Raw genomic sequence first — 18,548 nt, forward strand, 5'->3', positions numbered from 1 at the left:
CTGCCGGTGGTGTGGGCGTTCTGTTGCGGTGGGTGTCGGCGGTGGCCGTGGCCGTTCGGGTCGCAGTTGGCGTCGGTATTTGGCCGTTTGAGGCCGCGAAGTGCGACCTGGCGGTGGCCGTCGCTGTTCAGGTCGCAGTTGGCGTCGGTATTCGGCCGTTTAGGGCCGCGAAGTGCGACCTGGCCAGGGGAGGAGTGGCCAGCGGAGGAGTGGCCACCGGAGGATTGCCACCAGCGACCCGGCCACCACGGGGCAGCAGTCCCACCACCCGGGGGCGCATCGTGGCACGGCGAAGGCCCCGAGCCGAAGCCCGGGGCCTTCGCGGATGGCCTACTCGCTCTGGGGCGGGAGGGCGGCGATGAGCGGGTGGTCCTTCTCGATCACGCCGACCTTCGACGCGCCGCCGGGCGACCCGATGTCGTCGAAGAACTCCACGTTCGCCTTGTAGTAGTCCTGCCACTCGTCGGGCAGGTCGTCCTCGTAGTAGATCGCCTCCACCGGGCACACCGGCTCGCACGCACCGCAGTCGACGCACTCGTCCGGATGGATGTACAGCGACCGCTCGCCCTCGTAGATGCAGTCGACCGGGCACTCATCGATGCACGCGCGGTCCTTGACATCGACGCAGGGGAGCGCGATGACGTACGTCACGAGCGTGCGAGCGCGTCGGCGCGCGAGATCTCGACCTGCTCCTCGCGGGGCACGACCTTGACGCGCTCCCGCTGGTGGCGGTGCGTCTCGCCGAGCGTGCGCTCGTGCGCGTCGAGGGCGAGCCATCCTTGCCACGTGGTGTACTCGACGTCGCGCTCGTCGAGGAGCGCGACGACGTCGTCGGCCGCGGGGGCCGTGAGCGATCCGGCGGCCGCGTCCTCGACGAGGTGCTCGACCGTCTCCATCGCGTCGGACTTCGTGTGGCCGATGAGGCCGACGGGCCCGCGCTTGATCCATCCCGTGGCGTACAGGCCGGGAACGCCGTCGACACGCCCCTCGACGTTCGGGATGACGCCGCGGGTGGCGTCGAACGGCGCGCCCTCGACGCGCGTGCCGTAGTAGCCGACGGCGCGGTACACGGCCTGCAGCGGGTAGTCGACGAACGCGCCCGTGCCGACGACCCGGTCGCCCTCGACGCGCGTGCGCTCGAACCGCATGCCCTCGACGCGCTCGTCGCCGAGCACCTCGGCGGGCGCGTGCCAGAAGTGGAGGTGCAGGCGGCGGGGAGCACCGGTGAGCTCGCGTCCGCGCCACGAGTTCAGCGTGCGGAGCATGATCTTCATCTGGTTGTTCGGCGCCGCGGCCGGGTCGACGCCCTCGAAGTCGGCGTCGTCGAGCACGATGTCGACGCCGCGCACCTCGCCGAGCTCGCGCAGCTCGATCGGCGTGAACTTGATGTCGGCGGGTCCGCGACGGCCGAACACGTGCACATCCGTCACCGCCGAGCCCTCGAGGCCCTCGAGGACGTTGTCGGGCACCTCGGTCGAGCGGAGGTCCTCGGGCAGCTTCGCGAGCACGCGGGCGACGTCGAGCGCGACGTTGCCGTTGCCGATGACCGCCACCTGCTGCGCGTCGAGCGGCCAGGTGCGCGGCACATCCGGGTGGCCGTCGAACCACGCGACGAAGTCGGCGGCGCCGTACGAGCCGGCCTTGTCGATGCCGGGGATGTCGAGGGCCGCGTCGCGGATGGCTCCGGTCGCGAGGATGACGGCGTGGTACCGCTCCTGGAGCTCCTCGATCGACACGTCGCGGCCGACCTCGATGTTGCCGAGGAAGCGGATGCGGCCCGAGTCGAGCATCTCGTGCAGCGAGTTGACGATGCCCTTGATGCGCGGATGGTCGGGGGCGACTCCGTAGCGGATGAGTCCGTAGGGCGCGGGGAGCGACTCCAGCAGGTCGATCGAGACCGATCCGCCCGCCTCCTCGACGGCGTTCGCGAGGAGGTTGCCGGCGTAGATCCCGGCAGGGCCCGCGCCGACGATCGCGACGCGCAGGTTGTCGAGGCTCACAGGGCTGCCTTTCGTTCGGAGTCGCGACGCACCGCGTCGACGAGCTCGGATGGTGCATAGGGGCTGAGGGTGACCACGTCGCCGATGACGACGACGGCCGGGTTGCGCACCTTCCGCTGAGCGGCCTGGTGCGCGATGGTCTGCAGGGTGCCGAAGGTGACGCGCTGCCGGGGCCCGTATCCATCCTCCACGATCGCGACCGGGCAGTCGCCGCCGCGACGGCCGGCTCCCAGCACATGCGCGGAATGGGGGAGGGTGCCCACGCCCATGAGCAGCACGACCGTGTGGTCGCGGCCGCCGCCGACCTCGTCGATCTGGTCGTGCCCGGAGACGACCGTGAAGGATGTCGCGAGCCCGCGGTGCGTGAGGGGGATGCTCGCGATCGCCGGCACGGCGCTCGCGCTCGTGACGCCCGGCACGACCTCGACGTGGAGGCCGGCCTCGCGGCAGCGGAACAGCTCCTCGCCGCCGCGGCCGAACACGAAGGGGTCGCCGCCCTTGAGCCGCACGACGTCGCGCCCGGAGAGGGCGATCTCGACGAGGAGCTCCGAGATGGCCTCCTGCGGGATCGGATGGTGGCCCGGCGTCTTCCCGACGTCGATGACCTCCGCACGGAGCTCGATGCCCTCGGCCGCGAGGCCATCGAGCACGCCGCGCGCGCCCAGGCGGTCGGCGACGATGACGTCGGCGCTCTCGAGCGCGCGGAGGCCGCGCACGGTGAGGAGGCCGGCGTCGCCCGGACCCGCTCCGACGAGGGTGACGCGCCCCTCGCGGCGCGCGGTCTCAGTCACGGACGGTGCCGGAGGCGATCGTGTGGCCGTCGGCGGGCCGGATGACGAGGAACGAGCCCGAGTGGCGGGACACGCTGTACGGCTCGAGGGGGAGCGCCTCGGCGAGGCGGATCCGCGCGCGGCCGATCTCGTTCGCGCCGAGCTGGTCGGCCGGCACGTGCGCGAGGGAGTCGAGGTCGCGGCGCTCGACGATCTCGTCGACGATCGCCTGCACGGTCTTCGTGCCGTGCTTGACGAGCACGCGGGCACCCTGCGTGAGGGGGCGCTCGTCGAGGAGGAACAGCTGCGCGTCGATCTCGCGCGAAAGCTGCGGCGGGGCGTCCTCCGCCACGATCACGCTGCCGCGCGCGGCGTCGACGTCGTCGGCGAGGCGCACGGCGACCGACTGCGGTGCGGCCGCCTCGTCGACCTCGACGCCCGCGATCTCGACCGCGGTCACCGTGGTCGAGATGCCCGCGGGCAGGACGCGCACGCGGTCTCCCGCGCGCACGGTTCCCGACGCGATGCGGCCAGCCGACGCGCGGTAGTCGCGAAGGCGCTCGACGGCGTCGGGGTCGGCCGCGGCGATCTCGGGCGAGACGCCGCCCTGCGGGCGCAGGACGATCTGCACGGGAAGCCGGAACGGCTCGAGCTCGCGCTCCTCGGCGTCGGCGGCCGGCAGCTGCTCGAGGAGCTCGAGGAGCGACGGGCCCGTGTACCAGGGCGTGCGCGCCGAGCGCTCGACGATGTTGTCGCCCTCGAGGGCGGAGACGGGGAGCACGTGCACATCGGCGACGCCGAGCTCGTCGGTGACCTCGCGCACCTGGTGCTCGACGGGTGCGAAGGCGTCCTCAGCGAAGCCGAGGAGGTCGATCTTGTTGACCGCCACGATGACGTGCGGGACGCGCAGGAGCGCCGTCACGGCGAGGTGCCGGCGGGTCTGCTCGAGCACGCCCTTGCGGCCGTCGATGAGCACGACGACGGCGTCGGCCGTCGTGGCGCCCGTGACCATGTTGCGCGTGTACTGCACGTGGCCGGGGCAGTCGGCGAGGATGAAGCTGCGCTCGGCGGTCGCGAAGTAGCGGTAGGCGACGTCGATCGTGATGCCCTGCTCGCGCTCGGCGCGCAGGCCGTCGGTGAGCAGCGCGAAGTCGATGCCGTCGGCGCCCGCGAAGCCGCGCTCGCGCGAGGTGCGCGCGACCTGCTCGAGCTGGTCCGCGAGGATGGCCTTGGAGTCGTGGAGCAGCCGTCCCACGAGCGTGGACTTGCCGTCGTCGACCGACCCGGCGGTCGCGAACCGGAAGAGGGTGGAGGGGGCGAGCGTGCTCATCAGAAGTAGCCGTCCTTCTTGCGGTCTTCCATCGCCGCTTCGCTGATCCTGTCGTCGGCGCGGGTCGCGCCGCGCTCGGTGAGGGTCGACACCGCCACCTCGGCGACGATGTCCGAGATGCCAGAGGCGGCCGACTCGACGGCGCCCGTGCAGCTCATGTCGCCGACCGTGCGGTAGCGCACCGTGCGGGTCTCGACCGTCTCGTCGGCGCGGGGCTCGGAGAACGGGCCCACGGCCATCCACATGCCGTCGCGACGGTAGACCTCGCGCTCGTGCGCGAAGTAGAGGGGCGGCAGGGCGATGCCCTCGCGCTCGATGTAGCGCCAGATGTCGAGCTCGGTCCAGTTCGAGATCGGGAAGACGCGCACGTGCTGGCCGGGCGTGTGGCGGCCGTTGTAGAGGCTCCAGAGCTCGGGGCGCTGGTTGCGCGGGTCCCACTGGCCGAACTCGTCGCGGAGGGAGAAGATGCGCTCCTTGGCGCGCGCCTTGTCCTCGTCGCGGCGCGCGCCGCCGAAGACCGCGTCGTGCTTGCCGGCCGCGATGGCGTCGAGCAGCGGCTGCGTCTGCAGCGGATTGCGGGTGCCGTCGGCGCGCTCGAGGAGGCGCCCGTCGTCGATGTAGTCCTGCACGCTCGCGACCTCGAGCGTGAGGCCGAGGCGCTCGACGGTCTCGTCGCGGAAGCGGATGACCTCGGGGAAGTTGTGCCCCGTGTCGACGTGCAGCACGGGGAACGGCACGCGCCCGGGCAGGAACGCCTTGGCGGCGAGGTGCAGCACGACGACGGAGTCCTTGCCGCCCGAGAAGAGCAGCACGGGGCGCTCGAACTCGGCGACGACCTCGCGGATGACGTGGATGGCCTCCGCTTCGAGCAGGTCGAGCGTGCTCAGGCGCGTGGCCGGCGCGGCGGCGGTCGCGGTCAGGGTGTCGCTCATGTGTGGAGTCCGCATTCGGTCTTGTCGAGTCCGGCCCAGCGGCCGGAGCGGGGGTCTTCGCCCGGGGCGACGGGCTTCGTGCAGGGGCGGCATCCGATCGAGGGATAGCCGAAGTTGAGCAGGAGGTTCATCGGCACCTGGTGGAGCGAGGCGTAGGCCTGCAGGTCGTCCCACGTCCACGCGGCGACCGGGTTCACCTTGACGAGGCCGTTCTTCGCGTCCCACGTGACGAGCGGCGTGTTGACGCGCGTGGGCGCCTCCTCGCGGCGCACGCCCGTGAACCACACCTCGTAGCCCTGCAGGGCGTCGTGGAGCGGGGCGACCTTGCGCAGCGCGCAGCACTGGGCGGGGTCGCGGGCGAAGAGGTCCTTGCCGTGCGCGGCGTCCTGCTCGGCGACGGTCTGCTCGGGGAGCACGTCGACGATCCGGACGTCGAGGCGGCGCTCGACCTCGTCGCGCGTCGCGACGGTCTCGACGAAGTGGTAGCCCGTGTCGAGGAAGAGCACGTCGACACCGGGCAGCTGCTCGGCGACGAGGTGCGGAAGGGCGGCGTCGGCCATCGAGCACGCGACGGCGACGGCGCCGAGGCCGAAGTTGCGCGCGACCCAGTCGACGACCTGCGCGGGCGTGGCCTCGTGGTCGGTGAGGCTGCCGAGTTCGGCGGCGCCGGCCTCGGCGAGGGCCTCGAGCTCGGCGGCGGAGCGGCGCGTCTGCAGACGCGGCGCGAGGCTGACGGTCATCGCAGGACCTCCTCATCGACGCGGTGGGCCCACTGCGCGAAGCTCTCGTCGCCCTCGCGGCTCTCCGCATAGCGGGTGGCGATGCGTTCGACGTAGTCGGCGATGCCGGTGGCCTCGACCTTGAGCCCGCGCACGGTGCGGCCGAGCCCGGCCTCCTCGCGGTCGTGCGCGGTGAGCCCGCCGCCGAGGTGCACCTGGTAGCCCGGGACCTTGTTGCCGTCGTCATCCGTGATGATCTGGCCCTTGAGCCCGATGTCGGCGGTCTGGATGCGCGCGCACGAGTTGGGGCATCCGTTGATGTGCAGGCTGAGGGGTGCGGGGAGGTCGACCCCCGCGAGCCGCTTCTCGAGCTCGAGGACGGCGATCCGCGCGTTCTCCTTCGTCTCGACGATCGCGAGCTTGCAGAACTCGATGCCCGTGCACGCGATCGTGCCGCGGCGGATGAGGCTCGGTCGCGCGCTGAGGCCGAGCTCGTCGAGTCCGGCGATGAGCGACTCGACGCGGTCCTCGGCGATGTCGAGGAAGACGAGCTTCTGGTGCGGGGTCGTGCGCAGCCGTGTCGAGCCGTGCGCCTCGAGCAGGTCGGCGAGAGCCGCGAGCTGCGTGCCGGACGAGCGCCCGACGATGGGCGTCGCGCCCACGTAGAAGAGGCCGTCCTTCTGGCGGTGCACGCCGATGTGGTCGCCGGGGGTCGGCGGCTTCGGAGCGGCGGGCCCGTCGGCGAGGCGGTAGCCGAGGTACTCGGTCTCGAGGACCTCGCGGAACTTCTCCACGCCCCAGTCGGCGAGGAGGAACTTCAGGCGCGCCTTGTTGCGGAGGCGACGGTAGCCGTAGTCGCGGAAGATGCGCGCGACGCCGTACCAGACCTCGGCGACCTGGTCGGGGGAGGCCCATGCGCCGAGGCGCTCGCCGAGGCGCGGCACGGTCGACAGCGCGCCGCCGACCCACACGTCGTAGCCGACGCCGTGCTCGGGGTGCTCGACGGCGACGAACGCGACGTCGTTGATCTCGTGGACGACGTCCTGGCTCGGATGGCCGGTGAGCGCGGTCTTGAACTTGCGCGGGAGGTTGGCGAGCTCGGGGTCGCCGATGAACCGGCGCGTGATCTCGTCGATCTGCGGGGTCGGGTCGATGAGCTCGTCGGCCGCGATGCCCGCGACGGGCGAGCCGAGGACGACGCGGGGGACGTCGCCGCAGGCCTCGGTGGTCGACAGGCCGACGCTCTCGAGGCGGCGCCAGATCTCCGGCATGTCCTCGACCTGCACCCAGTGCAGCTGGATGTTCTGGCGGTCGGTGAGGTCGGCCGTGCCGCGCGCGAAGTCGTTGGAGATGCCCGCGATCACGCGCAGCTGTTCGGTCGTGAGCTGGCCGCCGTCGATGCGGACCCGCAGCATGAAGTACTCGTCCTCGAGCTCGTGCGGCTCGAGGGTCGCGGTCTTGCCGCCGTCGATCCCGGGCTTGCGCTGGGTGTAGAGACCCCACCAGCGGAAGCGGCCGTGCAGGTCGGTCGGGTCGATCGAGGAGAAGCCGCCCTGCGCGTAGACGGTCTCGATGCGCTCGCGCACGTTGAGGCCGTTGTCCTCCTGCTTGAACTGCTCGTTGGCGTTCAGCGGCTCGGTGCCGTCGATCTTCCACTGCCCGTTCGGCTTGCTCGACGGGCGAGGCGGACGGATGCGCGCCCCGCGCGCCGCCGCCGGTGCGGCCTGCGTGCCGGTCTCGCTCAAGGTCATGCTCGTCTCCCGCTCGCTCGATGTGGGTCGAGCTTAGGGAGCGGAGGGTGAGGGGCTCGCGCGCCTGCGCAACAGACCGTCACACGCGGCGAAACAGAGCGTCACATGACGCAACGCAGGTCGTCCTCGGGGCCTCAGCGCGGCCATCCGCTCAGCCGTGCGACTCGCGACGGATGGCGGATACGCCGCACGGCGGATGCCGCGCCGCGCGCCGGCCCGTACCGTGGAGGGGATGGACGGCGCCGGAACGAGCACGAGCACGCCCCTGCGCACACGGTGGCGGGGGCTCTTCCGACGCGTATCGGCGGCGCAGTGGATCCTCGACGGCTTCACGGGCGCGTTCTTCCTCCTCTTCGCGGCCGTGCTGCTGCCGACCTACGACGACGGCTTCTCGTGGATCGGGGGCGCCGCGACGCTCGCGCTCATGACGACCGCGCTCATGCTGAGCCGCTGCGCACCGGCGCTGTCGCTCGCGGTCGCGTGGATCGGCGCGTTCGTGCAGATGGGCACGGGGCAGCAGCCGATGGCGGCGAACGTCGCGATCTTCGTCGTGCTCTTCGCGGTCGCCGCCTACGGATCGCGCGTCGTCTTCTGGGTGGGCTTCGCCTCGGCGTGCGCGGGGGCGCTCTGCGTCGCGCTGTACCTGTTCGTCTTCGGCCCCGCGATCGCGGGCATCGGCTACGTCGGATACGTCGGGGGAGCGAGCTCGCCGCTGCAGGCGGTGCTGTCGCTCATGCTCGTGTTCGGCGCGGCGCTCTTCAGCCTGCTTCTGGCCTGGACGCTCGGCGCCCTCTTCCGCGTCGTCATCCGAAACCGCGAGACGCGGCGCGCGCAGCTGCTCGCCGAGGAGCGGGCCACGGCGGAGGAGGAGCGCGGGCGCATCGCGCGCGACATGCACGACGTCGTCGCGCACTCGCTCGCGGTGGTCATCGCGCAGGCCGACGGCGCCCGGTACGCGGCCGCCGCGGACCCCGAGGCCGCGACCCAGGCGCTCGCGACGATCAGTCAGACGGCGCGCTCCGCGCTGTCGGATGTGCGGATGCTCCTGACCCAGCTGCGGCATCGGCAGGCCGAGGGGCCGCAGCCGACGATCGCCGACCTCGAGCAGCTCTACGCGCACGTGCGCGCCGCGGGCGTCGACCTCCGGGTGACGGTCGACCCCGCTCCGCCCGGCGAGCCGCCCGCGTCCGTGCAGCTCGCGGTCTACCGCATCCTGCAGGAGGCGACGACGAACGCGATGCGGCACGGCGACGGCGGGCCCGTGCACGTCCATCTCGCGTGGCTGCCGGGAAGCGTCGCGCTGTCGGTGCGCAACCGGAGGGTCTCGTCGGACACGCGTCCGGTGCCGGTCACGACGGCGCGGACGAAGGTGCTCCACGCTCCGCCCGTGCAGTCGGCGGGCCACGGGCTCATCGGCATGCGCGAGCGCGCCGAGCTCGTCGGCGGCCGGTTCGATGCCGGCCCGCAGGGCGCCGACTGGGTCGTGCAGGCGACGCTTCCCGTATGACCCGGCGGGCCCGGCGCGCCCCGGCGAGCATGTCTCGTTTCGTGCGGGTATGGCGCTGGGAAAGCCGGGGAAAGTGAGACACGTGCGGGTGCGTGAAAGAGTGGAGCGACGAAGGGGAGACGGATGATCAGGGTCGTGCTCGTGGATGACCAGGCGCTGTTCCGCGCCGGGATCCGGATGGTCGTGGCGTCGCAGCCCGACCTCGAGGTCGTCGGCGAGGCGGGCGACGGGCAGGAGGCGATCGCCGTCGTGCGGGCGACCCGTCCCGATGTCGTCCTCATGGACATCCGCATGCCCGTCATGGACGGCCTCGCCGCGACCTCGCACCTCCTCGCCGAGCCCGACCCGCCCAAGGTCGTCATGCTCACGACATTCGACCTCGACGAGGCCGCGGCGCGCGCGATCCGGGAAGGGGCGAGCGGCTTCCTGCTGAAGGACGCCGACCCCGAGTTCCTCCTTGCGGCGATCCGCACCGTCCATGCCGGGTCGTCGGTCATCGCGGCATCCGCGACACGGGAGCTCTTCGCGCACTTCGCGGAGGCGCCGCGGCCCGCGCCGCCCGCGTTCGGCGAGCTGACCGACCGCGAGAAGGAGATCTTCGCGCTCGCCGCCCGCGGGCTCAGCAACGCCGAGATCGCCCAGCGCGAGTTCCTCAGCGAGGCGACCGTGAAGACGCACATCAGCCGCATCCTCACGAAGCTCGCCCTGCGCGACCGCGTGCAGCTCGTCGTCTTCGCGTTCGAGCACGGCCTGGCCTGAAGCCGCCCCTACAGCGACTCGCGCCGCACGAGGGACGTCGACAGGGTCTGGATCCTCTCGGCGGGCAGCCCGCGGATGGTCGCCAGAAGGGTCTCGGCGGCGGCTCTCCCCATCGCCTCGAGCGGCTGGCGGATGGTCGTGAGCGGCGGATCCGAGGTGGCCGCGAGCAGGACGTCGTCGAATCCGACGACGGAGACATCGGCGGGCACCCTGCGCCCCGCGGCCTGCAGCGCCCTGAGCGCCCCCGCGGCCATGAGGTCCGACGCGGCGAAGACCCCGTCGAGATCGGGCTCTCTGCGGAGGAGTCGCGCCATCGCGGCCGTGCCGCTGTCGAGGCTGAAGTCGCCGTGCACGATCGGCCCGGGGGCGATCCCGTGCCGTGCGAGCTCGTCCGTCCATCCGCGGGTGCGCTCGCGAGCCTGCTCGAGGTCGAGCGGCCCCGTGATGATCCCGATGGAGCGGCGGCCGGCCTCGACGAGCGCGCGCGCCGCGAGCACGCCGCCGCCGTAGTTGTCGGAGTCGACGATGATGGGCTCCGGCCCGATGTCGGCGTGCGGGCGTCCGACCCAGGCGATCGGCACGGGGGAGTCCGCCAGGCGCTCGACGAGGTGCGAGATCTCGTGCTGGAGGATCACGATCGCGCCGTCGAGCGCCCCCGAGCGCAGGAAGCGCGGCACGCGCTCGATGTCCTCCTGATCGGCAGGGAGGAGGACGGGCTGCACCTCGCCGACGGACAGGGCCTTCGCAGCCCCCTTCATCACGGCCGCGAAGAACGTGCCGCTCAGACCCCCGAGCTCCTCGAACGCGACGACGAGCCCCACCGCCCCTGCTCGTCCGCCGCGGAGGGCACGGGCCGCGACGTTGGTCTCGTACCCCAGGCGCTGCGCCTCGCGCTCGACTGCGCTGGTCATCACCGGGTCGACGTTCGTCGCGCCGGCGAGCACCCGTGCAGCCGTGGCGCGTGAGACGCCCGCCGCCCGGGCGACGTCGACGATGGTGGGTCGGACCATGGCTCCTCCACGGAGTTCATCCCCTCGAAGATCGATCTCTCCGACAGGCTGATCATTGCACGTTCTCTGCGCGGCCGAGGCGAGGCCACTGGTCGCGCGCAACCCCCATGTTACGGATGGGGCGGGCGCGTGGCGGATCCAAGGAATCGCGCGCCTCACAGGACGCGGGTTGCCCCCGTCTCGGATGTGGATTACTGTGACCGCGAGTGAGAGAACGATCTCTCAGGCGGGTTCTCTCGAGACGCCCCGCCATCCCCGAAGAAGAGGAGCTGTTGTGAATCGTCGCAGTCTGGCGTTGCCCACCGCGGCAATCGGTGCTCTCGCCCTGGCGCTGTCCGGGTGCACGTCGGGAGGATCAGGATCGGCCTCGGACGACCCGAACGCGGAGTTCGAGTTCTGGTCGTTCACCGGGATCGGGCAGAAGGACTCGGTCGACCGCTACCTCGAGCAGAATCCCGACGCGAAGGTCAAGCTGACCGAGGTCGGCAGCACGACGGAGACGGCCACCGCCCTGACCGCCGCGCTCGCCGGGGGCAAGGTCCCCGACCTCGTGATGATCCAGAACGACGACCTGCCGAAGTTCGTGGAGAACCCGGGCAACTTCGTCGACCTGCGCACGCTCGGCGGAGACGACATCGGCGAGGGGTACCTCGACTGGGCCGTCGAGGGGGCGACCGCGGAGGACGGCTCGATCATCGGGATCCCGACGGACGTCGGCGGCCTGGCCTTCGCCTACCGCGCCGACCTGTTCGAGGCGGCGGGGCTGCCGACCGATCCGGACGAGGTCGCGCAGATGTGGGCGACCTGGGACGACTTCATCGCGATGGGCGAGAAGTACACCGAGGCGACAGGGGAGCCGTTCGTCGACAACGTCGAGACGAGCGTCTTCTTCTCGACGGTGAACCAGGTCACGGAGAAGTACTACTCCGACGACGGCGAGCTCATCTACGACTCGAATCCGCAGGTCGAGGAGGCCTTCGACGTCGCGGTCCGCACCTACGAGGCCGGCATCAGCGCGGGCATCGCCGCCTGGTCCTCGGGGTGGGGGCCGGGCAAGGCGAACGGATCCTTCGCGGTGACGACCGCTCCGTCATGGATCCTGTCCGGTCTCAAGACGGACGCCCCCGACACCGAGGGCAAATGGCGCATCGCCTCGATCCCCGGCACCGGCGGCAACTGGGGCGGAAGCGTCATCGCGATCCCTGCCCGCGCGGACAACCCCGCCGCCGCGTGGCAGTACATCGAGACGATGCTCTCGCCGGAGGGGCAGACCGAGCACTTCTCCGTCACGGGCACGTTCCCGGCGGCCAAGGCCGCGCTCGAGAGCGACGAGGTGCGGCAGTACACCGACCCGTTCTTCGGCGACTCGCCGATCGGCGAGATCATGAGCGAGTCCGTGACCCAGTTCAACTCGTTCTACAACGGGCCGGACACGAGCGCGATCGGCGCGGCCCTCCTGAACGCGCTCGTCGACATGGAAGCCGGCAACGTCCCGCCCGACGAGGCCTGGCAGACCGGCCTCGACAGCGTCAGGGCCGCGCTGGGCGGCTGACCCACCGTTCGATCGACGGCGACCCGCCTGTCGGGCGGGTCGCCGTCCTCACCGAGGCAGGACCCATGACCGCCACTGCGACCGCCATCCGCGCACCGCGGATCAGCCCCGAGCGGGCATCCGCTCGCCCCATCAGACAGCCGCTCGCCGAGCGCATCGCGCCGTACCTCTACATCGCGCCGTTCTTCGTGATCTTCGCGATCTTCGGGCTCTTCCCGCTCCTGTTCACCTTCTACGTGGCGCTGTTCGACTGGAACCCGGTCGGCGAGCAGACGTTCGTCGGCCTCGCCAACTTCGAGCGCCTCTTCCAGGATCCGCGGTTCTGGAACGCGTTCGTCAACACGTTCGGCATCTTCCTCATCTCGACCATCCCGCAGCTCCTCCTGGCGCTCGGGCTCGCGCACCTGCTCAACCACGCCGCGCTGAAGTTCGCGAACTTCTTCCGCATGGCGCTCCTCGTGCCGTACATCACCTCCGTCGCGGCGACGGCGCTCGTCTTCGCGCAGATCTTCGACAAGAACTTCGGACTCATCAACTGGATCCTCGATCTCGTCGGGGCGCCGGCGGTGAACTTCCTGTCGTCTCAGGTCGGATCCTGGATCGTCATCTCGTCCATGGTGATGTGGCGCTGGTTCGGGTACAACGCACTCCTCTATCTCGCCGGGCTGCAGGCGCTTCCGCGCGAGATGTACGAGGCCGCCTCGGTCGACGGCGCATCCGGATGGCAGCAGTTCATCCACCTCACGATCCCGTCCCTGCGTCCGATCATCATCTTCACCGTGATCATGTCCACGATCGGCGGACTCCAGATCTTCACCGAGCCGCTCCTCGTGGCGCCCGAGTCGGGCCTCACCTGCGGCGGCGGCCGGCAGTGCCAGACCCTCGCGCTGTTCCTCTACGAGCAGGGCTTCGGGCAGTTCGAGTTCGGCTACGGGTCGGCGATCGGGGTGGCGCTGTTCGTCATCGTCGTCGTCGCGTCGCTGATCAACTTCTTCCTCACGACCCGCACCAGGAGGGCACGCTGATGTCGCAGCTGACAGACGAGGGAGCGCTCGCCGGGCCGCGCACGGAGGCGATCGTCACGGGCCGCCGCACGCGCAACGGGGGCCGCATCGGCCGGGTCGGATGGCCGGTGTACGCGCTGCTGATCGTCGCGGTCCTGATCAGCGTGTTCCCGCTGTACTACATGTTCGTGATCGCGTCGGTCGGCGCGACGGCCGTCACGTCGAGCCCTCCGCGGCTCTACCCGGGCTTCAACTTCTTCGACATCGCGGCCAAGGTGTTCGAGACGGTGCCCTTCTTCCAGTCCCTGCTCAACAGCGTGTTCGTCTCGCTCGTGGTGGCCGTCGCCACGGCGCTGCTGTGCGCGCTGGCCGGCTTCGCCTTCGCGAAGCTGACCTTCCCCGGGCGGAACGTGCTGTTCCTCATCGTGCTGCTGACGATGACGGTGCCGGCACAGCTGAGCGTGATCCCGCAGTACCTGATCATCTCGTGGCTGTCGTGGGTCGATACGCTCCAGGCCATCATCGTGCCCGGGCTCGCGAGCGCCTTCGGCATCTTCTGGATGCGGCAGCACCTCGCGACGACCCTGAACGACGAGCTGATGGCCGCCGCGCGCATCGACGGTGCGAGCAGCTGGCAGATCTTCTGGCGCATCGGGTTCCCGATCGTCCGACCGGCGGCGTTCGTGCTGGGTCTCATCACCTTCACGGGCGTGTGGAACGACTTCATGTGGCCGTTCATCGTGCTCAAGTCGCCCGAGCTCTTCACCGTGCAGATCGCCCTCAAGCAGCTTCAGGCGAACCGGACCATCGACCTCGCGCTGACCATGGGCGGCTCGTTCATGGCCACCCTCCCGCTGCTCATCGTGTTCTTCTTCGTCGGACGCCGCATGGTGGCGGGGATCATGGACGGGGCGTTCAAGGGCTGAGGCCGGCACGCCCCGCGCGTCGGGTCGACGCGCGCTCGACGAGCTCGGTCGGCATGACGATCGGCTCCGTGCTGAGATCCTCGCCCGCGGCCGCGCGGGCGAGGATCCGCACCGCCTCCGACGCGGCCTCGCGGATGGGCTGTCGGATGGTCGTGAGCGGCGGGTGAAGCCAGCGCGCGCTGCGCACGTCGTCGAAGCCCACCACGAGGACGTCGTGCGGGATGCTCCGCCCGCTCTGGGCGACCGCGCGGTAGACGCCGGCGGCCATCTCGTCCGAGCACGAGAAGACGCCGATGGGGCCGTCGCCGCCCAGCTCGCCGAGCTCGGCGAGCGCCCGCGTGCACGCGCGCTGCGCGTCCCACGCGCTCCAGTCGGCGCTCGTGCGCACGTACGGGGCACCCGGCGCGGCGTCCTCGAGGGCGCGCGTGAACCCGTCGACGCGGGCGCGGCCGTACCGATACGACGGGGCTCCGCCGATCGCGATGAAGCGGCGTGCGCCGTTCTGCACGAGGTGCCGCGCGGCAGCCTCGCCACCCGCGGCATCCGTGATGCGCAGGCTCGGGAGCGGGCGCGAGGCCTCGGATGGCGGCTCCATGAGCACGAGCGGGATGCCCGCCGCGCGCATGGTCGCGATCTGGGTGCTGGTCGGGACGATGAGCCCGATGATGACTCCCGCCGAGCCGCGCGACCGGATCCGCTCCGGCCAGTCATCCGCGGGATCGTCGCGCTCCGTCGTCAGCACGAGGTCGTAGCCGAGCGCGGACGCCGTCGTGCGCGCGCCGGCCGTGATCTCCTGCGTGTAGGGATCATGGAAGTGCCCGAGCACGAGGTCGATCAGGGAGGTGCCGCGCCGCGGGCGGCCTCGTCGCCGGCTCACGGCCGAGTAGCCGAGCTCCGCGGCGGCGCGTGCGATCCGCGCACGGGTGTCGTCTGACATCTCCCCGCTCCCTCGCAGCGCGCGGGAGGCCGTCGCCACGCTCACGCCGGCTCGCTCGGCGACGGACGTCAGGGTCACATCCGGCGTGAGGCGCATGCCGACATTTTTGCGCAAACCCGCCCGCTCGACCACCGCCCGGTGGCAGGGTTTCCCCACGCGTACATCCCGTCGAGGTGGAAGGGACGAGTCCATGACGACGACAGGACCGACAGCGATGATCGAGAGCCGAGCCGACCTGCGGCCCGCCGGTTCCGGGAAGGCGGGCGTATGAGGGCCCGCCGGGCGCTCATCGTCCGCGGCGGCGGGGAGGGACATCGCCCCGTCGAGGCGACGGACCTCTTCGTGCCGTTTCTCGCGGAGAGCGGGTTCGAGGTGCGCATCGCGGAGTCGAGCGAGATCTACGCCGACCAGGCGGAGATGGAGCGCACCGACCTCATCGTGCAGTGCGTGACGGCGTCCGAGATCTCCCCCGAGGCGCTGGCCGGGCTGCGCGGTGCCGTCGCGCGCGGCACGGGTCTCGCGGGCTGGCACGGCGGCATCGTCGACTCGTATCCGGGCAGCGCGGGCTACCGGCAGCTGATCGGGGCGCGCGCGGTGGCGCACCCGGCCCGACGGGTCGACGGCCGCCGAGACGACGCGCACGACGACGTGCTCTGCTACACCGTGGACATCGCCGATCGCGGACGCTCGCACGAGATCATGACCGGTCTCGAGGACTTCACGTTGCGCACCGAGCAGTACTGGGTGCTCGCCGACGACGGCAACGACGTTCTGGCGACGACGACCTACCCGGCGCTGCCCTCGCGCTCGTGGCAGCGCACGGCGACCGCGCCGGCGGTCTGGACGCGGCGCTGGGGCAGGGGCCGTGTCTTCGTCGCGACGCCCGGCCACAGTCTCCTCGTGCTCCGGGACGTCAGCGTGCGCACGATCATCGAGCGCGGGATGCTGTGGGCGAGTCGCCCGATGACGGAGGAGCCCGCCGACCCGATCCCCCGAGAGGCGCGCGGGATCATCCTCGCGATGTAGCGGGATGAGCCGGGCGGGCGATGACCGCGACGGGGGTCGGTTCCTAGCGTCGTAGGCATGGAGATCACGACCACCGACATGGGGCTCGCCGCGCGCGTGCAGCAGCTCACCAAGCAGTACGGCGCCGGCGAGAACGGCGTCCGTGCTCTCGACGGCGTCAGCGTCGGCATCCGACGCGGCCAGTTCACCGCCATCATGGGGCCGTCCGGCTCGGGCAAGTCCACGCTCATGCACATCATGGCGGGGCTCGACGCGCCGTCGAGCGGACGCGTCTGGATCGGCGACACCGAGATCACGGGGATGCGCGACGAGGAGCTGACGATCCTCCGTCGGCGCCGCGTGGGATTCGTCTTCCAGGCGTTCAACCTCGTGCCGACGCTCGACGTGCAGGCCAACATCCAGCTCCCGTTCGACCTGGATGGCCGCAAGCCGTCGAGCGCCGAGCGCGCGCGCATCGACGGGCTCATCGAGACGCTCGGCCTCGCACCGCGCCTGCGCCACAAGCCGCACGAGCTGAGCGGCGGGCAGCAGCAGCGCGTCGCGATCGCACGGGCGCTCGCGACGGCCCCCGACCTGCTCTTCGCCGACGAGCCCACCGGCAACCTCGACTCCCGCACGGGGCGCGAGGTGCTCGCCCTTCTCGCCGCCGCGAGCCGCGAGCACGGCCAGAGCATCGCGATGGTGACGCACGATCCGTTCGCCGCGAGCTACGCCGACCGCGTGCTCTTCCTCGGCGACGGCCGCATCGTCGCCGACAAGCCGCGGCAGACGCCCGAGCAGATCTCGGCGCACATGCTCGCGGCGGAGACCGCACCCGCGACGTCGGCCATCCCCACGGCGGGAGCCGCGCGATGACCGCGGTCGCCGCGGCACCCGCCCGGACGGCCGCAGTCCGGCCATCCGCTCGGCTCGCCTTCCTGCGCGAGCGCGGCATGGGCGCGAGCGTGCTCGTCGCCGCGCTGTCGGCGGCGTTCGGCGTGACCCTCGTGACGACGACCGGCTACCTCGGCGCCGTCCTGCAGAACGACCCGTACATCGGCGACTCCGAGACGCTCGCGATCGTCGTCGCCATCCTCAGCGTGCTCCTCACCGCGGTCGCGATGTACGTCGCCGCGGTCGTGACGGCCAACACGTTCTCGACGATCGTCGCGGGTCGCGTGCGCCGGATCGCCCTCATGCGCCTCATCGGCGCGTCCGCGCGCTCGCAGCGCTCCGAGGTCGGCCGCCAGGGCCTTGTCGTCGGGGCGATCGGCGCCCTCATCGGGCTCGCCGCCGGTGTGGGGCTCTCCTACGCGGGAACGGCGCTGGGCGATCGCCTGCTCGGCGTCGCGGGGCACGGCTACGTCGTGGCGCAGCCCGTGCTCGTGCTCCCTGCGGCGATCGTCGTGCTCACGACGTGGGCGGCGGCGTGGGTCGGCTCGCGTCGCGTGCTCACCGTCACGCCGCTCCAGGCGCTCGGCGGGTCCGTCGAGCGGACGCACGACGCGGTCTCGCAGCGCCCCGCGCGCAACGTGCTCGCGATCGTGCTCTTCGCGATCGGCGCCGTGCTTCTGGGGGTCGGCGTCGTGGGAGGCTTCGTGACGCCGCTCGGCGTCCTCCCGGCCTTCGCGGGCGGGCTCCTCTCGTTCACGGGACTCGTCCTCGGCGCGACGACGGTCATGCCTCCCGTGCTCCGGATGGTCGGGCGCTGGTTCGGCAGGTCCGCGACCGCGGTGCTCGCGTCCGAGAACGCACTGCGTCATCCGGAGCGCTCGAGCCGCATGTCGATCGGCGTGGTCATGGGCGTGACGCTCGTGACGATGTTCGCCGTCGCGACCGAGACCGCCAAGGCGGTGCTCACGGCGAATGCGGGCGGCGAGCTCGACAGCGAGTTCTCGGTGATCATGGACACCTTCGCGAACATCATGATGGGGCTCGTCGCGGTGTCGGCCGTCATCGCGGCGGTCGGTCTCGTGAACCTCCTCACGATCGGCGTCGTGCAGCGGCGTCGCGAGCTCGGCCTGCTGCGCTCGCTCGGCCTCTCCGGGCGCCAGGTGCGCGCGATGGTGCTCCTCGAGGCGACGCACATCACGCTCGCCTCGCTCGTCACGGGCCTCGTGCTCGGGATCGCCTACGGATGGGCCGGGGCGCAGTCGCTGCTCGGGTCGGTGCCGGCGTACCCTGGCGGCCCGGCCGGCTCGCTCGTCCTGCCCGCGGTGCCGTGGGCGCCCGTGCTCGCGATCGTCGCCGCGATGGCCGTGCTCACCGTGGTCGCGGCGGTCACGCCGACGCGACTGGCCACGAGCATCGCACCCGTCGAGGCGCTGGCCGCCGACTGACGGGAGC

At 71.5% G+C, this 18,548-nt stretch carries 17 protein-coding genes; 8 read left to right on the top strand and 9 right to left on the bottom strand.

The window, feature by feature from the left end; all coding sequences use genetic code 11:
• Positions 1 to 330: 330 nt before the first annotated feature.
• Genes fdxA through M1D56_RS03345 form a run of 7 tightly spaced genes read right to left on the bottom strand, consistent with a single transcriptional unit; the run spans position 331 to position 7,502 of the window.
• A complete protein-coding gene (fdxA, locus tag M1D56_RS03315) occupies positions 331 to 651 on the bottom strand; it encodes a ferredoxin (protein WP_282980188.1) in 321 nt (106 codons plus the stop codon).
• A complete protein-coding gene (locus M1D56_RS03320) occupies positions 648 to 2,000 on the bottom strand; it encodes an FAD-dependent oxidoreductase (protein WP_282980190.1) in 1,353 nt (450 codons plus the stop codon). The genes fdxA and M1D56_RS03320 overlap by 4 nt, the downstream gene beginning before the upstream one ends.
• The gene (gene cobA / locus M1D56_RS03325; RefSeq protein WP_309299977.1) at positions 1,997 to 2,791 is read right to left on the bottom strand and encodes a uroporphyrinogen-III C-methyltransferase; all 795 of its coding nucleotides are present in this window, start codon (positions 2,789 to 2,791) and stop codon (positions 1,997 to 1,999) included. Before cobA ends, M1D56_RS03320 begins: the two co-directional genes overlap by 4 nt.
• Positions 2,784 to 4,100, bottom strand: a complete 1,317-nt coding sequence (locus M1D56_RS03330; RefSeq protein ID WP_456284684.1) for a sulfate adenylyltransferase subunit 1 — start codon at positions 4,098 to 4,100, stop codon at positions 2,784 to 2,786. The genes cobA and M1D56_RS03330 overlap by 8 nt, the downstream gene beginning before the upstream one ends.
• On the bottom strand, positions 4,100 to 5,032 hold the full coding sequence (gene cysD, locus M1D56_RS03335) for a sulfate adenylyltransferase subunit CysD (RefSeq protein ID WP_271174429.1): 933 nt from the start codon (positions 5,030 to 5,032) through the stop codon (positions 4,100 to 4,102). Before cysD ends, M1D56_RS03330 begins: the two co-directional genes overlap by 1 nt.
• Complete coding sequence (locus tag M1D56_RS03340) at positions 5,029 to 5,772, bottom strand: phosphoadenylyl-sulfate reductase (protein WP_271174430.1); 744 nt, start codon at positions 5,770 to 5,772, stop codon at positions 5,029 to 5,031. Before M1D56_RS03340 ends, cysD begins: the two co-directional genes overlap by 4 nt.
• Positions 5,769 to 7,502: a nitrite/sulfite reductase gene (locus M1D56_RS03345; protein ID WP_282980192.1), complete on the bottom strand. Its 1,734-nt coding sequence runs from the start codon at positions 7,500 to 7,502 to the stop codon at positions 5,769 to 5,771. The genes M1D56_RS03340 and M1D56_RS03345 overlap by 4 nt, the downstream gene beginning before the upstream one ends.
• A 232-nt stretch (positions 7,503 to 7,734) precedes the next feature.
• On the opposite strand from M1D56_RS03345, the gene M1D56_RS03350 reads away from it, so the two are divergent.
• Both M1D56_RS03350 and M1D56_RS03355 read left to right on the top strand, forming a co-directional pair.
• Positions 7,735 to 9,009, top strand: a complete 1,275-nt coding sequence (locus M1D56_RS03350) for a sensor histidine kinase (protein WP_282980193.1) — start codon at positions 7,735 to 7,737, stop codon at positions 9,007 to 9,009.
• 123 nt (positions 9,010 to 9,132) lie between these two features.
• Complete coding sequence (locus tag M1D56_RS03355) at positions 9,133 to 9,768, top strand: response regulator (protein ID WP_271174433.1); 636 nt, start codon at positions 9,133 to 9,135, stop codon at positions 9,766 to 9,768.
• Positions 9,769 to 9,776: 8 nt separating this feature from the next.
• On the opposite strand, the gene M1D56_RS03360 is transcribed toward M1D56_RS03355, so the two are convergent.
• Positions 9,777 to 10,778, bottom strand: a complete 1,002-nt coding sequence (locus tag M1D56_RS03360; RefSeq protein ID WP_324012377.1) for a LacI family DNA-binding transcriptional regulator — start codon at positions 10,776 to 10,778, stop codon at positions 9,777 to 9,779.
• Between the two features lie 295 nt (positions 10,779 to 11,073).
• Here M1D56_RS03360 and M1D56_RS03365 point away from each other — a divergent pair, with 295 nt between their 5' ends.
• The 3 genes from M1D56_RS03365 (at position 11,074) to M1D56_RS03375 (ending at position 14,260) form a co-directional block, all read left to right on the top strand.
• A complete protein-coding gene (locus M1D56_RS03365) occupies positions 11,074 to 12,330 on the top strand; it encodes an ABC transporter substrate-binding protein (RefSeq protein ID WP_456284685.1) in 1,257 nt (418 codons plus the stop codon).
• Positions 12,331 to 12,395: 65 nt separating this feature from the next.
• The gene (locus tag M1D56_RS03370; RefSeq protein ID WP_324012373.1) at positions 12,396 to 13,355 is read left to right on the top strand and encodes a carbohydrate ABC transporter permease; all 960 of its coding nucleotides are present in this window, start codon (positions 12,396 to 12,398) and stop codon (positions 13,353 to 13,355) included.
• Entirely contained in the window at positions 13,355 to 14,260 is a 906-nt protein-coding gene (locus M1D56_RS03375; RefSeq protein WP_456284686.1) for a carbohydrate ABC transporter permease, read from the top strand. The genes M1D56_RS03370 and M1D56_RS03375 overlap by 1 nt, the downstream gene beginning before the upstream one ends.
• On the opposite strand, the gene M1D56_RS03380 is transcribed toward M1D56_RS03375, so the two are convergent.
• The gene (locus M1D56_RS03380) at positions 14,250 to 15,293 is read right to left on the bottom strand and encodes a LacI family DNA-binding transcriptional regulator (RefSeq protein WP_456284687.1); all 1,044 of its coding nucleotides are present in this window, start codon (positions 15,291 to 15,293) and stop codon (positions 14,250 to 14,252) included. The two genes, M1D56_RS03375 and M1D56_RS03380, sit on opposite strands and share 11 nt — an antisense overlap.
• Positions 15,294 to 15,464: 171 nt before the next feature.
• Here M1D56_RS03380 and M1D56_RS03385 point away from each other — a divergent pair, with 171 nt between their 5' ends.
• From M1D56_RS03385 to M1D56_RS03395, 3 genes are read left to right on the top strand one after another with little or no spacing between them, the layout of a single operon-like run.
• Positions 15,465 to 16,223, top strand: coding sequence for a ThuA domain-containing protein (locus M1D56_RS03385; RefSeq protein ID WP_456284688.1), 759 nt, complete (start codon positions 15,465 to 15,467; stop codon positions 16,221 to 16,223).
• 57 nt (positions 16,224 to 16,280) lie between these two features.
• The gene (locus M1D56_RS03390; protein ID WP_324012369.1) at positions 16,281 to 17,078 is read left to right on the top strand and encodes an ABC transporter ATP-binding protein; all 798 of its coding nucleotides are present in this window, start codon (positions 16,281 to 16,283) and stop codon (positions 17,076 to 17,078) included.
• Positions 17,075 to 18,541, top strand: a complete 1,467-nt coding sequence (locus M1D56_RS03395; RefSeq protein WP_456284689.1) for an FtsX-like permease family protein — start codon at positions 17,075 to 17,077, stop codon at positions 18,539 to 18,541. Before M1D56_RS03390 ends, M1D56_RS03395 begins: the two co-directional genes overlap by 4 nt.
• Positions 18,542 to 18,548: the final 7 nt, after the last annotated feature.

It is taken from the genome of Microbacterium sp. JZ101 (genome assembly GCF_053903175.1).

What these genes read in the sequence shown, in the direction of transcription:
- M1D56_RS03390 (WP_324012369.1), top strand. Translation starts at nt 16,281, where the DNA reads ATGGAGATCACGACCACCGACATGGGGCTCGCCGCGCGCGTGCAGCAG.
- M1D56_RS03370 (WP_324012373.1), top strand. Translation starts at nt 12,396, where the DNA reads ATGACCGCCACTGCGACCGCCATCCGCGCACCGCGGATCAGCCCCGAG.
- M1D56_RS03380 (WP_456284687.1), bottom strand. Translation starts at nt 15,293, where the DNA reads ATGCGCCTCACGCCGGATGTGACCCTGACGTCCGTCGCCGAGCGAGCC.
- M1D56_RS03385 (WP_456284688.1), top strand. Translation starts at nt 15,465, where the DNA reads ATGAGGGCCCGCCGGGCGCTCATCGTCCGCGGCGGCGGGGAGGGACAT.
- M1D56_RS03340 (WP_271174430.1), bottom strand. Translation starts at nt 5,772, where the DNA reads ATGACCGTCAGCCTCGCGCCGCGTCTGCAGACGCGCCGCTCCGCCGCC.
- M1D56_RS03375 (WP_456284686.1), top strand. Translation starts at nt 13,355, where the DNA reads ATGTCGCAGCTGACAGACGAGGGAGCGCTCGCCGGGCCGCGCACGGAG.
- M1D56_RS03330 (WP_456284684.1), bottom strand. Translation starts at nt 4,100, where the DNA reads ATGAGCACGCTCGCCCCCTCCACCCTCTTCCGGTTCGCGACCGCCGGG.
- M1D56_RS03395 (WP_456284689.1), top strand. Translation starts at nt 17,075, where the DNA reads ATGACCGCGGTCGCCGCGGCACCCGCCCGGACGGCCGCAGTCCGGCCA.
- M1D56_RS03345 (WP_282980192.1), bottom strand. Translation starts at nt 7,502, where the DNA reads ATGACCTTGAGCGAGACCGGCACGCAGGCCGCACCGGCGGCGGCGCGC.
- M1D56_RS03355 (WP_271174433.1), top strand. Translation starts at nt 9,133, where the DNA reads ATGATCAGGGTCGTGCTCGTGGATGACCAGGCGCTGTTCCGCGCCGGG.
- M1D56_RS03350 (WP_282980193.1), top strand. Translation starts at nt 7,735, where the DNA reads ATGGACGGCGCCGGAACGAGCACGAGCACGCCCCTGCGCACACGGTGG.
- M1D56_RS03360 (WP_324012377.1), bottom strand. Translation starts at nt 10,778, where the DNA reads ATGGTCCGACCCACCATCGTCGACGTCGCCCGGGCGGCGGGCGTCTCA.
- cysD (WP_271174429.1), bottom strand. Translation starts at nt 5,032, where the DNA reads ATGAGCGACACCCTGACCGCGACCGCCGCCGCGCCGGCCACGCGCCTG.